Source organism: Dysgonomonas sp. PF1-14 (assembly GCF_029892965.1).
In the GTDB taxonomy this organism is placed as follows: Bacteria; Bacteroidota; Bacteroidia; order Bacteroidales; family Dysgonomonadaceae; genus Dysgonomonas.
On sequence record NZ_JARXWN010000018.1, the window covers coordinates 26,046 to 40,464 of the forward strand.

The following is a 14,419-nucleotide window of genomic DNA, read 5'->3' on the forward strand; positions in this document are numbered from 1 at the left end:
AAATATTGATTTTTTATACATATGAGGTGAAAAACGGAGATTTACGGCGTGCTGTAAAGGTTGTATTGAGATAATAAAAAAGTCATATTCGATAATAGTTAATACAATGATATATAATACTATAAATAATTTATTACTTAAAAAAAGTAATATGAATGATTAGAGTATGGTTATATGTTAATATTTAACTAATTAGGGCACGGAGTTTGTTAGGACGGTTATGCCTGCTGTATTCTCTGTATATTATATCTATTCGTTATGGAGAAAGATTCTTTTTTGACGCCAGGGGTAAAATTCTACGCCTTGTAATCCGCAACTGACTGAATGAAAAATATGGAGTCGGGGTACCCGTTTATCATAACCAGATGGAATTTATTCTTCAAAAACAATGAATAACAAGAAGATACCCGAAATAAAAAAAGGGAGATATAGTATATATAAAAAAATCAACTAATACATTGAATATTAGCTGATTTATTTTAAAAAAGTTGTCTCACTAAGATTCGCCAAAATTTAGCGAATCCGTTCGTGAATCAACGATTCAGTGTATTTTCAAGAAGTTAGTCCCACGATTTTGCCCACTAATATTTAGCAGTATTTTGCTATAGAATACATAGGATTGATAATATTCCAAAGATACGAAAAAAATATCTTTTGCTAGTATTACTGCTTCATTTTTCATTTCAACATTGATACATTCTCTTTTCATTCAGCCTCTGAATTTATTCCTTCTGTCCAGATTTTACGCAATGGCATAAAGAAACGCCCTAACAGGGATATATCATCTGTTACAATATCTGCCTGAGCCTGTATTTCAGGCAAATAAGGAAGTTCCCTGTTATAAGTAGTTCTTAATCCATCAGGTAATTCAATTTCTACTGTATAATAATTAATTCCTTCGGCATCTTTAGTAGGAACCATTGATATACTTTTTACTTTCCCTTTAATAATACCGTATTCATTATCTGGAAAACTTGTAAATCTGATATTTACTTTTTGTCCTACTTTTACTTTTCCCGATCTAGCCAAAGGCATTTGAGCTTTCCCAATAATCTCATTATTGTCATGAGGAATAACAGTAAATACTATTTCTCCTGCTGTTATATTTTGATTCTTTACCCAATAATTAGTAAAAGTAACTTGGCCATCTATTGGTGTTATAAGTGCATAATTTAATTCCCATGCTTGGATCTCTGAAAGTAATTGTGAAATATAAGTCTTTATCTGTGTTTCTAACTGGTTCTTCTTATCCTGATATTGAAATTCAGTATCCAACAGGTTCTCTTGCATCTGGCTAACCTGAATTTCCGTATTCTGAATGGATGAATGGATATTTTCTAAAGATAGAGAGCCCTGTAAATATTGATTGAGTGAAATTTCCAAATCTTCAGAAGAGATAACACCTCGTTTATAAAGAAGAGAATCCCTTTGGTATTGATTTTTTTTGAGATAAAGTTGTTCTTTGCTGATGTTCTTTTGAACTATCATGTTTTTATAGTAGTCCTGATATTGATTGATCTTCTCTTTCATAAAATCAATCTTTTTGGGATAATATTGTAATCGTTTAAATTCGTGATAATCAAAAAGAGTAATATAAAAACTGGAATATAAAGATTGTATTGGCCCAAGTTTTAAGTCTTTAGAAGGAAGACTTATGATAGTATCTATATTTTGGTTCAGTTGTTCTATATATTGTTTTAATATTTGTATATCCTTTGTATTTGCAGAATTTTCTATTACTGCCAAAAAGTCTCCTTGTTCTACTTCTTGCATATCTATGATACTTAATTCCTGTATTTTACCAGAAGTACGGGAAACCAAAGCTGTAGCTGGCATAGAACCGGTAAGTGTCATTGAAGTGGTTATTATATCCGGATACTTAAATATAGCACTGCCTATAAGAACAATAAGAACAATTAAGGCTATAATAGTAATGCCCCTTCGTAATATCCATGAAGGGATACTTCCCATTATTTCCTGAAATTCTTCACTACGAAGTTCTATTTGCTTATCAATATCTATTTTCTCGTCTATCTTACTCATATAAATCGTCTACATTCCTAATTCCAGTTGATTCTTTACCAAAGTATAGTAGGCTCCTTTTTTATCAGTCAACTCTTTGTGCGAACCTTCTTCTATTATTTTACCCTTATCCATAACAACGATGTTATCTGCACTTTGAACCGTGCTTAAGCGATGGGCGACTATAATAACGGTTTTCCCTTTATAAAAGTTATTCAGATTATCTAATATTATCTTTTCGTTATTGGCATCCAATGCGTTTGTTGCTTCATCGAAAAATAGAAATTCAGGATTTTTATAAACTGCACGGGCAATTAGCAAGCGCTGACGTTGCCCTTGACTGATTCCATTTCCTTCCATACCTATTTTGGTGTTATATTTAAGAGGTAACAATTCAATAAACTCTTTAATATTGGCAACTTCTACCGAACGAATTAAGCGTTGTTTATCTACATAGTCTTCCCCGACAGCAATATTATTAGCAATAGTATCAGAAAAAATAAAACCATCCTGCATTACAGCTCCGGATTTCTGTCTCCATAAATGAGGGTTAATATCATCAATAGGTATATCCTTTATTTTTATATTTCCTTTGTTAGGTTCATAAAAGGCTAATAATAGCTTTATCAATGTTGTTTTTCCACTACCACTGGTTCCAACTATAGCTGTAACTTTGTTCTCTGGTATGGTTAAATTGATACCATCTAAAACATAGTTTCTATCTGCACCATCATAACTAAAATATAAATCTTCAATATGGATGGACTTATTTGAAGGAAGTTCATTAATCTTTGATTCTATTGTTTGTTCCTCATCCTCCTTATTATGGATTTCATTAAGGCGTTCAAGGCTGATTTTTGCATCTTGAGCTGCCTGAACAAACCCTATTACCTGCCCTATAGGGCCTGATAACTGTCCAATAATATAACTGACAGCCATCATCATTCCCAACGTCATATCTCCCTCAGTAACTGAACGGGCAGCGATGAATGATATAAATAGGGAAGTTGTTTGAGTAAAAAAAACAGCACCAATTTGCTGATATTGCCCTAACGCAAGCCCTTTAATACTTATTTTAAATAGTTTGACTTGTATGCGTTCCCATTTCCAACGTTGTTGTTTCTCAGAGTTGTTGAGCTTTATTTCCTGCATGCCTGTTACAATCTGGACTAAGTTACTTTGCTCAGCAGAAGCCTGAGAGAAGCGTGCCATATCCAGTTTACGCCTATAACGAAGGAATAACAATATCCAAATAATGTATAGGATATTGCCCAATAAGAATATCGCTAATATTACCAGATTATAATAGGCTAAAATAATAGCGAAAATGATAAAATTAACAAAGGAAAATAGAGTCATTAATGTAGAACCAGTTAAAAACGATTCAATTCGATTGTTATCTCCAATACGTTGCATTATATCTCCGACATTCTTTGTATCGAAGAAACGAATTGGTAGCCGCATAAGCTTGGCTAAAAAATCTGATATAAGGGATATACTTATGCGGGTATTAACATGAAGTGTTATCCAATTACGTATAAATTCTACGGATAATTGGGTAATAAACAATACCAGTTGAGCAATAAGTATTAAGGTAATAAAATTCAAATTACTATTACCAATCCCTTGGTCTACTACAGCTTGAGTCAGGAATGGCAGTATTAAAGATAAAATACTACCAACCAGCAATCCGATTACCAGCTGTATGATCTGCGATTTATACGGCTTCAAATATCGAAGAAAATAACTAAGATTCTTATCAGAATCATCAAAACCATTATCTTGTGTATAAAAATAGGGAGAAGGTTCTAATAATAAGGCTGAACCCGTATCTTCTCCGGCCAAACGTGAACTGATCCAGCACTTTAGAAATTCAGATTTATTCAATGTATACTTTTCACCAACCGGATCAGATATTTTTACTTCATATTCACCATTCTTTATTTTACGTATATTATAGCATACCACAAAATGATTTTGGTTCCAATGAAGGATACAAGGCAATGGCTTTTCAGTAACGAGTTGTTCGAATGTAATCTTAACACCATTAGTACGAAAGCCTATTGACTCTGCTGCATCACTAATACCTAACATTGAGACACCTTCGCGTGTAATAAAACTTTTTTCACGCAGGCATTGAATACTGAAGCTCCGCCCATAATACTTTGCTATCATGCGTAAGCATGTTGGACCACAGTCCATAGCATCTAATTGCTGGTATGAAGGGAAAGAAAACTTAACCATACATAATTAATTTACCTATAATCAATCTAAAAAATGGTTTTGAGATTACACAAATTATTTTTATTCATAACAAATTCATAATTTGATGGGGGAGGACATAAATATTGGAATACACAGTTGTTACATGGCTCATTATCCCTAATCTTTCGCCATGCTGTATTTTTATCTAATTCATTATATATAATTTCAAGTAATGTAATACTATTAAGGTTACCAATAGCGTCTGTATTCATATTCGATTTTACGGTTCCATCAGGAAATAAATATAACTTTCCAAAGTTGTTTGAATTTAATTTTTGATTACAAAATATAGTTCTGAAAGAAATGATATTCGCTAAAATATCTTCTTTTTCCATACATATATATTCTTGAAAAAACAATTTATTATTCCCTGTATATATAGGAACAATATCATATTGATTTAAATGAGAAAATCTTTTCTCTATTTCTCTATATTGAGATTCATTTTCTATTAAAAAGTGAAATATATTATTTGTCTCATTATTTATCAGGAAGTCCTCGAATTCTTTTTCTATAGGAAAAGAAACTATAATATCATTTATTAAATTAGTGTTATCAGATAAGAAGAATTCATTTTTACTGAAATTCTGATAATGAGCCCATATATGAAATTCAAAATCAAATTTATATTCATCTATCAACTGTAACAATCTCTTGAGATCATTGTATTTCGAAATATCTCCACCCATGATATTTATTTTTTTCAATAGAGAGTATTTCAGGTTTTCGAACAGGGCCCTTATTAAATCAATACTCAAATTATTTATTGAGGTTGTTTTATAACATGATTTGGTTTGTTTATAGTATATATCACAATTAGGACACTCTAATTCACAAGAATTATTTACATAGATATTAAGTTCATTAATGTAAGTTAGAAGATCCTCACCTATTGTGAATTTTCCTTCTACCTTTAAACGTTCAATATCCTTTTGTAAATTTAATATAGGTATAAAATTAACGAACATGGTATCAGAGCCTAGCTCATTTTGTTCTATTAGATTACCAAACTCATATTCAATGACTCTTTTAATAAAAGAGGAAAGTGATTTTTCCTGAATTTCATTGTTATTTAATTCTGCTATTCCCAAATTAGCTGGAACATACATACGTTCAATTACCTCTAGGCATACAGATGATTCTGATTCAATACATAGCCCGGTTTTAGTGTTGTAAAGTAAGAATAAATTACTCTTGCTTTTGGCATAATAGATGTGAGGAAATAAGTAAAACTTATACTTTTTATTTGAGTTTTTCATATTCATTTAACGATTACTTCAGTCATGATTTTATAATAAGCATCTGGATGATTTGCAAAAAAAGCAAGTTGATTATTCCTATATTCTTCATATACTTCTTTTGACATAAATCTATGGCATGCTACTTTATTCTGGTCTATATCAGGTATGTAAAAAATACATTGAGAACATGCCTGTTTATTGTAACATGATTTACATTGTGTATCCAATTTTTTATAATAATTATTATATTTTTTAGCGATATATTCAAAGTCAATATTTGTACTGTTATCTGATAATTGACCAAGTGCAAATTTATGATCTACACGTTCACATGGTAATATTTTTCCATTAACTGTCACATACACTTTTCTCCCAAAAGGAATACATGTACCAGTAGGAATTATATATGACCTTTTACGCCCTAGGAGTAATTCATTATAGTCTTTGTAGACAAATTCATTATATTGCTGAAGAAAAATGGACGCTGAATAATATGCTCCCGATTTCATAAACATATCTTCTTCTATTTTTTTCGAATGCTTTGATAGGCGTAGGCTTTCAGCAGAGTTATTATATATATTTAAAAATTGTACTTTCATTTCGCGACGGACCCCCATATCATTTAATTCGCTAATAATAGGATTTTTGTTATACTTATTTTTAAAAAATGTATAAATACCTTCTACAGAATTGAGGTTATGCAAAACTGAGCTGAAATTTACCTTTTGTTCAAAATATTCGGGATATTTCTCTCTTAAAAGATTCACATTATCTGTTATTTTCTTGAAAGCAGGATGGCCAGCCAAATCAATACGGTATGCAGTTCCAGCTTCATCTCCGTCTAGACTTATTAAAAGATTAAAATTTTTCTGAACCAGATAATCCATGTACTTATTAAGCAAAGTAGCATTTGTCGTTATCGAAAAAGTGAAAACTCTTGTTCTACAATTTAACTCATTGTTGATATAATCAACAATTTTTTCTATAAAGTGCATATTTAATAGAGGTTCTCCTCCATAAAAGCTAACATAAATATCTTTCTTGTAGGATTTATTAAGGGGAGACTCCCAAAGTCTTTTTAAGTAATCCAGAAAAGTAATAGCTTTTTGAGTAGACAGAACATTATTCTTTCTTTCATCATAATCAGAATAAATATCTCCATATGCACAATAAGTACATTTAAGATTACAAGCATCAGTAACTTCAAATGTTATTTGAGGTGTATTAGCTAAAGCTATTTCAACATCTCTCGCTTTCAAATATGTTATAGTTTTATTCATCTCATTCTTTAGTTTGGAACCTATAATGTTTTTCCTTAATTTGAGTTAGTTATTCTAAGATAATTAATGTACCATCTGCTTTCTTTATTGTCAAACATTGAGCCTGTTTAAATAACAATGTAATATCATCTGCATCCAACTTATAATCAATTGGCTTTCTATCAATTTCAATTACTTTATCAATAGGTCTCACATTTTTTATATATCCCTCTCGTTTTTCAATAAGTTGTTTCACATAGATATGATCGACACTATCTTTATTTTGCTTGTTTCGTTTTAGATATAGAGTTATACCCCATTTATCATATGGATTATTTTTTAAATGAGGGACAGTATCTTTTGGTAATTGATAATAATGAAAAGTTGAAGATCTTTCATCAAACGCAATATTGTATTCAGAAAAAAAATCCATCCCAAGCAACCCATCAAGATTCAAATTTTCAGAAAAATATACACTCATATTTGTAGAGTCAATATCTCCCCAGTTTACAGTTACTCCCTCTAAAGAAATTACCGAATACAACACATTTGCGTTTTCTCCATCAGTAGCAATAGTTTTATCATATGGTAAATATTTATGCTTTTCGATAAATTTACTATTAAGCATTATTCCTGCCTGAAAACCAAGATCAAAACCAAATAAGCCAGAAACATTAACAGTAGTATCCTTTGTATGTATCTTGAAAGAAATGATCGCAGATGGTATATTGTTAAATCCACCTTTTTTATACTCTAATGTATTTTGTGGATATTGTAAACTGTCTAGTAATGCAATATACTTTTCTTTATCATTTACATTTATGATCTTCTTTTTAGAAAGAAGGTTCATAGGTAAAATATTCAAACCATGAGTAAGAATACATTTTTCTATCAAGATAGTATCATTATGAATTTTCACTTTTAAAGGTTTATCCGGATCAATTATTCCTTCATACGCCTTAAGCATTCTCTCTGGTGTTTGTAATAGAATTTGTTTACCTGTTGTGATGGGTAATTGATCGTTCGCAGCCTGCAAAGAATCTATTAAAAATGTTTTTGCTCCACTATCAAGGAAAAAATCATTTTTTGATGTTCCTATAATATTATCATTCTCATCCAAATATGTCAAGGGAATATAAAAATATCCATATTCATATCTTGCAGGAATTATATAGGCATCAATATCATCACAAAATAGAGATAGATATTTTTTCTCACTTTGAGGAATATTTTCTTGTTTTGGGGAATATGAACATGAAACTAAAATAAAGAAAATGATGTAAATACTATTTTTACTCATATAATTTTGTTTTTCAAGTTTTCGGATAATTTTCTGTTAGGGAAAGAAAATCACTGTTTTTAAACGTCATCAACGCCAATGGATTTGTCTTTTGACTTTTCAACCTATGGAACCTGTTCCCTAGTATTCGAGTTTTATATAGATGTTAATGAATATAAACACAGCAAATTATTATCAATATTGTTATAATGAGGGTGTACTAAGGATTATTTCTTATCAAAGAAATACTCTCCCAGCAACACCCCCATGTCGTACAGGTTATTTATATCTACCCATCGCCGAAGCAGAAATAATTTCTATTACTCCTGGACTAACATAACGCCATTTTACGTCACTGGATATCCAATCATTATATCCACCATAACTAGTCTTTCCATAAGAACCATTGGTACACATATTAACTGCTGAGGCTGATCCCCCAGAAGAGGAATAATGACACCCACACCCACAAATACTATAACCGCCTTTGAGCTCATTCATCTCAATGTCAGTTAAACTTTTTAACGCTAAAGAATTCAGTTTTAGCTTTTTTAGTTTTTTCATAACAATTAGTTTTAATTATTGCCTACTCTATGTAAATCGCTTTTTCGGCATCCAGCATTTTTTAGTTCTGTATCAGACAATGCCTTTATACTATTTAATATAGAATAATGTACCAAATCCAGCTAATCCTTTATGTAAGCCTAATGCTTGATAGTGAATATTTTTTATTATTTCATTTGTTTCCAAACAAATAATTTCCTCTTCGCCATCTGTAATAGTTTGTCTTTTTTTACAATAAATTAAATTCTCCCAATTTAGATATGTATTCTTATGATTTGGAAATTTCTTTAATAACAACCGGCATCTCTCTTGATCATCCACATGTCCAATCTTGATTAACTGTGTGAGAAAAAAAACAATAGAATTTTTATAAATATGAGGCAGTGTTTCTATAGGAACAGATGGAAGAAACGTTTCCAATTCATATAAAGTATTTGATAAATCTTCCTTCAAGCCTCTAGCTGTAAAATAAAGTCCTTTTGAAAACAATGGGATTTTTTCGTCCAAATCTTCTAAAAACTGTTTTGTTGTTATTTCGCGTACCGCATCATCTATATCGTCGAATAAATCACTTTCTGCAACTACATACTGTTCCTGTACCAAATAATTTAATCCCCATCCAATACCAGGTAATCCTTCAGCAAAAAACATTGATGCATCATCATTTACCTGGCTGTAAATCTTATCCAATAGCGATTCAGCTAATGCCTCATATTGAGAGTTGTTTGAATATCGAGCATACTGATATAAAAATATAGTTACTCCCATTCTCCCTGTTAATAAACTATTGGATGGTATGCATTGAACCGTGATACTAATAGTATTTGCTATTTCTTGTAAAATTCTGGTGTTACTCATATTACTCATTTTTGTGTGATTGCTTAAAAGCGATAACTCTACGGAAAAAATCAATTAAATCTTTTACATGGAAATCGAAACTGAAAGAAAGCCTATTAGATAATATATTATTCTGTAATTTTTCCATTTGTATTTTATCATATAACTGACCAGCTAGGTCCTCATAATGCTTAAAAAATATTCCAACATTCATTTTCTGAAGGTAAGATTGAGTTGCAACTATATGCCCATCATTATTCTTTTGTATCATAGGTATGCCCCCTGCAGCCAGTACACTCATCCGGGCAGGCATATTTAGATCATCCCATGTTAAAAGAGCAAATTCGCCGTTGTTCCTACTTTCAAAACAATGTAACCAGCCTGCGTCATACTGTGAGAATTCTTTAGTCCAATGCTCTTATGAGCAATGATTATGATGATGTACAAATTTGGGAGCTATTTTTAAAGCATTGTATGCAAATGATCTTTGGCTAGGATTCGATTCGTAAATATGAAGATGAATTCTTTGTTTGGCTAGATATTCTACTCCATCTAACCCCAAACCGATATTCCGACCAGGTAAGACAGTGTGAATATCTCCATCTATTGCGGATAATTTAGGATAAAAATCATTTGTAAAACAATCTCCTTTAGGCAAATCTCCATCCAATATATATGTTAATCCTGTTGTTGTGGGTATAAATTGGTTATACCAAGTTTCGCACTCAGGATTGAGATAAATTTTCCCATCAGCTAAACGGTATAATTCAATAAGCTTATTCCAGGTACCATTTGCTTGAGTAATAAATGGACTTTCCTTATAATGCCAAATGAATGGTATATCCGGAAATTTTCTTATTACATCATAAGCTATAGGAATAGCTCCAAAATTTAACAAACCATAAATAATATCAGGTTTTATTTTTTGAATTTCATTTTCCCAATTTTCTAAAGAAATGTCTTCAACATGCCCAAAAGGAAGGTGTCCTACGTTATTTATAAAAAATGTAGGCCGCTCCATCCACAAACCAAATAGACGATGCCCTTCTTTTTCCAAAGAATATATTCGTTCGGGATGGTAGGACAGTTCTCCAACTAAAAGAATTTTCAAACCATCTTTTTGATAGACAGGTGGTTTTCGAAAATCCTTATACGATTCAACCTCATCAATAAATTTAGAATCAGAAACTCGGACTCTCAAAGGTTCTTCAACATTGTAATACTGCCTGTAATAGTTGAAATGTCCTCCATATTCTTCATTCAATATAACATGATGTTGATATGAATGGATAGTCCAGTTTGAAGTTATTTTATCGATATGATAAAATATACCTTTAGAAACTAATTTATGCCAAAACAACAGAAATAAGTCATCAGTGACTAATTCTGAACGTGTAATCCATCTATCTTCTGTTTTTTTATGAGCCGTTTGCACCAGCTGTAAACAACGCATATCAAAAAGACCTTGTGTTGTTGTGCGTTTTATACTCTGAATTGAGTTTTCCACTTCTGAATCTGCTGCTGCATAAACCAATATTCTATCATTGGATTCATCTAATGCTTTCTTTACGATATCTAAATGATCTTTATAATAAAAATCGTCTGAGGGTAGATAAGCAATGTATTCATATTTAGCCATATCCAACCCTTGATTCAAAGCAAACCCTAATCCTTTATTTCGTTCATTCTTTATATAGCTAATACGATTGTCTGATAAATAATCTTGTATATAAATTTCTGTATTATCTGTACATCCGTCATTAATAATAATCAATTCCCATTGCTGATATGTTTGAGAGAATAAACTTTGTATAGCGCGCCGTATATAAGCAGATTGATTATACGTTGGCATGATGACTGAAAAACCATTCATAAGCTTAGATGTTTAATGTGATTGTATAATATAATTGCCTCTTGGATAATTTCATCCATATTATAATATTTATAAGCACCCAAACGACCCGCAAAATAGACATCTTTACTTTGTTCTGCCTTTTTTTTATATTGCTCGTACCGTTTATTATTTTCAGTCGTATTGACAGGATAAAATGGTTCTCCATCATCTTTCCAAGGGGCAGGAAATTCTTTTGTGATAACTGTATTTGGCTGTTTACCAAATTCAAAGTGCTTAGATTCTATAATTCTGGTGTATGGAGTTTCCCTGTCAGTATAATTAACCGCAGCATTACCCTGATAATTCTCTATCTCTAAAGTTTCCATCTCAAAACGTAAAGAGCGGTATTCCAACTGTCCAAAACAATAATCGAAATACCGGTCTATTGCTCCTGTATAAATAGTAACCTTAGCTTTATTTGTTAATTCTCTATGCGATAAAAAATCTGTATTTATTAATACATCAGCTTTTGCAAAGCATTTTTCGAAAATAGGATTATAACCTCCTATTGGTATACCCTGATATATGTCATTGTAATAATTATTGTTATATGTAAACCGAAAAGGTAATCTTCTGATAATAAATGCAGGAAGGTCTTTGGAGTCTTTACCCCATTGCTTTTCCGTATAGCCTTTTATTAGTTTATGATAGATATCTGTACCAACCAAAGATAAGGCCTGTTCTTCTAAATTCTCCGGATAAGATACTTGTAGTTGTTGAGATTCTATTTTAGATAAGGCTTCTTTAGGGGTTTTAGTCCCCCATAATTGATAAAATGTATTCATGTTAAAAGGGAGATTATATATTTCTCCTTTGTAGTTAGCGATTGGGGTATAAACAAAATGATTGAAATTACATAAGGAACGCATATATTCCCAGACAGACTCGTTAGATGTATGAAAAATATGAGGTCCATATACATGGACGTTAATACCTTCTATATTCTCACAATATAGATTTCCCCCAATATGAGATCGTTTTTCTACAACCAGACAGCGTTTTCCATCCAAAGAAGCTTCTCTTGCAAAAATTGCATTAAAGAGTCCTGCCCCAACCAGAAGGTAATCATATTTATTTTTCATGCTTTTATGTAGATTCGTGGTTTGTAAACTTAGGTCTTTATTTAACATTTAAGGAGGACATTTGAACAATAAAGGAGGACATTTAAACACTTTTTGTCATTCAGACACTAGAGGCAAATTGAGTTTCATGGGGAAAAAGTTATATCCGTTATTTGTTAACGCTAACAAAATCATCGACTTAACATTTTTATTAATATAAAAAAAGTCATATCTTCTAGTTTATAGCTATATTTGACATATTTAGGCATAGTTATTGTACCTAAAAAAAGTATATATTTTTTATTATCTTTTTAATCCTCTTTTTCGTTTTTGTTCCTGCCGTTTCATTCGTTTTGAGAATACATCTTCTTCCATATCTGTTCCATGCTGCTCAAACAAAGAGAGGAATGAAGAAGATATGTCTATATTCTGCCTGTTTGGATTATCATAGTTTTGTAGGTCGGCATTAAAACTTTGAGGAACAGGATTCTTGAATCTCTCCTCAAACATATTTGCTGAAAACTCTTTTCCCAAGCGAGAGCCATTCAGCACAGCTTTATTCTGATAATCAATAAAAGTGACCCCATAAATCCGGTTCTGATCGTTTCTTCTGAATATAGGCTCTATATTTTTTTCTTTCAGCAGCAGAGAAAATTCATCTATGGATTGAGCTTGTTGCATGGCTTTAGTGATAATCGGCTTCAAGTATTCTCTGGTCTTATTGTCCGCTATCTGCTGTTTTGATTTCTCAAAATGCTGATTGAGTATCTGCAAATTGATATCCTTGCCGAATAAGGATGATTTAAACGGTGTGCCGACTTTCTGTTTATTATCATCCAAAGCCGAATATACCAGTCCTTGATACGGGATATTATTTTGAGTGCCTTTTACTTCTTCAACTGTTACATTCATCTTTTCCAATAAAGTATTGTATTCCCCAATAGTTTGGAAGCTGAAATTCCGAAGTATGACTTTAGCGATATTTCCTACCTGCCGTTTTACATCTCCCTCTTTGTAATTCAATGGTTTTGTCGGGATAGTATATACCTGTTTTTCTTGCTTGGTAGCCGGATGCAGATTGTAGTCTTTCTCAATCTGACGACATATCTTCATTGAGCGTACTTTCTCAAAATTGGAATCGATTTTCTTGTCCGTTTCATCTACCCGAATTGATACAACATGAAGATGAATGCGGTCTATGTCCGTATGCTTAAATACTACATAGGGTTGGTTTCCATAGCCCATATCCAACATATACCTATCAGCTATATCCTTGTAATCTTCATCGGATAGTTTGTCTTTCGGACTGGGATTAATTGATACATGGAATATCGGGTTTTCGGTTCTTCTATTAGCTGTCAAATAAGGCTCGAATGATTTTAATGTAGTCTGCATAGCAAATAAACCATCCGTCCTCTCATATACATTGTTGGATGATAGAAGCTCTGCTTCGTCTTTATCTATCTTATTTTTATTGTACAAAAGCGTACCGAAAAGGGAGGTATTGGAACTTATTTTTGCAACCATTCTTTTTCTAATTGTTGAAGCTGGATTTCTATTTCCTTATAAGTAGTAACCAATCCGATAGTCGCTTTCTCCAATTTGTAGAGATAAGCCAATGCCTTTTTCTCGCCTAATTGCTCTTTCAGTAAGCGTAGAAGCTGGTTATAATTATTCCCAATCTTTCTCATTTGACCTCTGAACTGGGATAGTTTTATGATATAATCCATCCTTGCTTTATCAATTATCTTGACTTTCAGGGAACTGTTCAGCACCTTATCCCGGATAAAATGAGCCGGATATTTATATCCCGACAGATGGAACATCGTTTCAAAACGGATGTTGTCAGCTTCATTGAGCCGCACATAATGCCTATGGATAGCCGGATCGGCTTTAGGCTTACGTCCGGAATTGGATTTTCTTGAATTACTATTTGTATGCATCTGTTTAGTCTTTAGTTCTTCTTCATTTATAATTGACTTCGTCGATTACTTTGC

12 protein-coding genes are annotated in these 14,419 nt (G+C 31.9%); all 12 read right to left on the minus strand.

The window, feature by feature from the left end; translation table 11 throughout:
• Nucleotides 1-705 precede the first annotated feature (705 nt).
• A complete protein-coding gene (locus tag M2448_RS17205; RefSeq protein ID WP_280647380.1) occupies nucleotides 706-2,043 on the minus strand; it encodes an HlyD family efflux transporter periplasmic adaptor subunit in 1,338 nt (445 codons plus the stop codon).
• A gap of 9 nt (nucleotides 2,044-2,052) precedes the next feature.
• Complete coding sequence (locus M2448_RS17210; protein WP_280647381.1) at nucleotides 2,053-4,266, minus strand: peptidase domain-containing ABC transporter; 2,214 nt, start codon at nucleotides 4,264-4,266, stop codon at nucleotides 2,053-2,055.
• A 26-nt stretch (nucleotides 4,267-4,292) separates the two neighbouring features.
• Entirely contained in the window at nucleotides 4,293-5,546 is a 1,254-nt protein-coding gene (locus M2448_RS17215) for a TIGR04150 pseudo-rSAM protein (protein WP_280647382.1), read from the minus strand.
• 2 nt (nucleotides 5,547-5,548) lie between these two features.
• Nucleotides 5,549-6,808 carry a radical SAM peptide maturase gene (locus tag M2448_RS17220; protein WP_280647383.1) on the minus strand — a complete coding sequence of 420 codons (1,260 nt, stop codon included), beginning with the start codon at nucleotides 6,806-6,808 and terminating at the stop codon, nucleotides 5,549-5,551.
• A 49-nt stretch (nucleotides 6,809-6,857) separates the two neighbouring features.
• Complete coding sequence (locus tag M2448_RS17225) at nucleotides 6,858-8,087, minus strand: hypothetical protein (RefSeq protein WP_280647384.1); 1,230 nt, start codon at nucleotides 8,085-8,087, stop codon at nucleotides 6,858-6,860.
• Between the two features lie 258 nt (nucleotides 8,088-8,345).
• Nucleotides 8,346-8,630, minus strand: coding sequence for a TIGR04149 family rSAM-modified RiPP (locus M2448_RS17230; protein WP_280647385.1), 285 nt, complete (start codon nucleotides 8,628-8,630; stop codon nucleotides 8,346-8,348).
• A gap of 90 nt (nucleotides 8,631-8,720) precedes the next feature.
• Nucleotides 8,721-9,488, minus strand: a complete 768-nt coding sequence (locus M2448_RS17235; RefSeq protein ID WP_280647386.1) for a lanthionine synthetase LanC family protein — start codon at nucleotides 9,486-9,488, stop codon at nucleotides 8,721-8,723.
• 1 nt (nucleotide 9,489) lies between these two features.
• Nucleotides 9,490-9,768, minus strand: a complete 279-nt coding sequence (locus tag M2448_RS17240; protein ID WP_280647387.1) for a hypothetical protein — start codon at nucleotides 9,766-9,768, stop codon at nucleotides 9,490-9,492.
• Nucleotides 9,769-9,885: 117 nt separating this feature from the next.
• A complete protein-coding gene (locus M2448_RS17245; protein WP_280647388.1) occupies nucleotides 9,886-11,340 on the minus strand; it encodes a glycosyltransferase family A protein in 1,455 nt (484 codons plus the stop codon).
• Nucleotides 11,337-12,443 (minus strand): UDP-galactopyranose mutase, encoded by a 1,107-nt coding sequence (glf, locus tag M2448_RS17250; protein ID WP_280647389.1) that lies wholly within the window; start codon nucleotides 12,441-12,443, stop codon nucleotides 11,337-11,339. Before glf ends, M2448_RS17245 begins: the two co-directional genes overlap by 4 nt.
• 282 nt (nucleotides 12,444-12,725) lie before the next feature.
• Nucleotides 12,726-13,949: a conjugal transfer protein MobB gene (mobB, locus tag M2448_RS17255; RefSeq protein ID WP_280647390.1), complete on the minus strand. Its 1,224-nt coding sequence runs from the start codon at nucleotides 13,947-13,949 to the stop codon at nucleotides 12,726-12,728.
• Entirely contained in the window at nucleotides 13,934-14,365 is a 432-nt protein-coding gene (locus tag M2448_RS17260) for a hypothetical protein (protein ID WP_280647391.1), read from the minus strand. The genes mobB and M2448_RS17260 overlap by 16 nt, the downstream gene beginning before the upstream one ends.
• Between the last annotated feature and the right edge of the window lie 54 nt (nucleotides 14,366-14,419).

Coding starts and splice junctions, on each gene's coding strand:
- M2448_RS17220 (WP_280647383.1), bottom strand. CDS start 6,808: ATGAATAAAACTATAACATATTTGAAAGCGAGAGATGTTGAAATAGCT.
- M2448_RS17225 (WP_280647384.1), bottom strand. CDS start 8,087: ATGAGTAAAAATAGTATTTACATCATTTTCTTTATTTTAGTTTCATGT.
- M2448_RS17210 (WP_280647381.1), bottom strand. CDS start 4,266: ATGGTTAAGTTTTCTTTCCCTTCATACCAGCAATTAGATGCTATGGAC.
- M2448_RS17260 (WP_280647391.1), bottom strand. CDS start 14,365: ATGCATACAAATAGTAATTCAAGAAAATCCAATTCCGGACGTAAGCCT.
- M2448_RS17240 (WP_280647387.1), bottom strand. CDS start 9,768: ATGAGTGTACTGGCTGCAGGGGGCATACCTATGATACAAAAGAATAAT.
- M2448_RS17205 (WP_280647380.1), bottom strand. CDS start 2,043: ATGAGTAAGATAGACGAGAAAATAGATATTGATAAGCAAATAGAACTT.
- M2448_RS17230 (WP_280647385.1), bottom strand. CDS start 8,630: ATGAAAAAACTAAAAAAGCTAAAACTGAATTCTTTAGCGTTAAAAAGT.
- M2448_RS17215 (WP_280647382.1), bottom strand. CDS start 5,546: ATGAAAAACTCAAATAAAAAGTATAAGTTTTACTTATTTCCTCACATC.
- mobB (WP_280647390.1), bottom strand. CDS start 13,949: ATGGTTGCAAAAATAAGTTCCAATACCTCCCTTTTCGGTACGCTTTTG.
- M2448_RS17245 (WP_280647388.1), bottom strand. CDS start 11,340: ATGAATGGTTTTTCAGTCATCATGCCAACGTATAATCAATCTGCTTAT.
- M2448_RS17235 (WP_280647386.1), bottom strand. CDS start 9,488: ATGAGTAACACCAGAATTTTACAAGAAATAGCAAATACTATTAGTATC.
- glf (WP_280647389.1), bottom strand. CDS start 12,443: ATGAAAAATAAATATGATTACCTTCTGGTTGGGGCAGGACTCTTTAAT.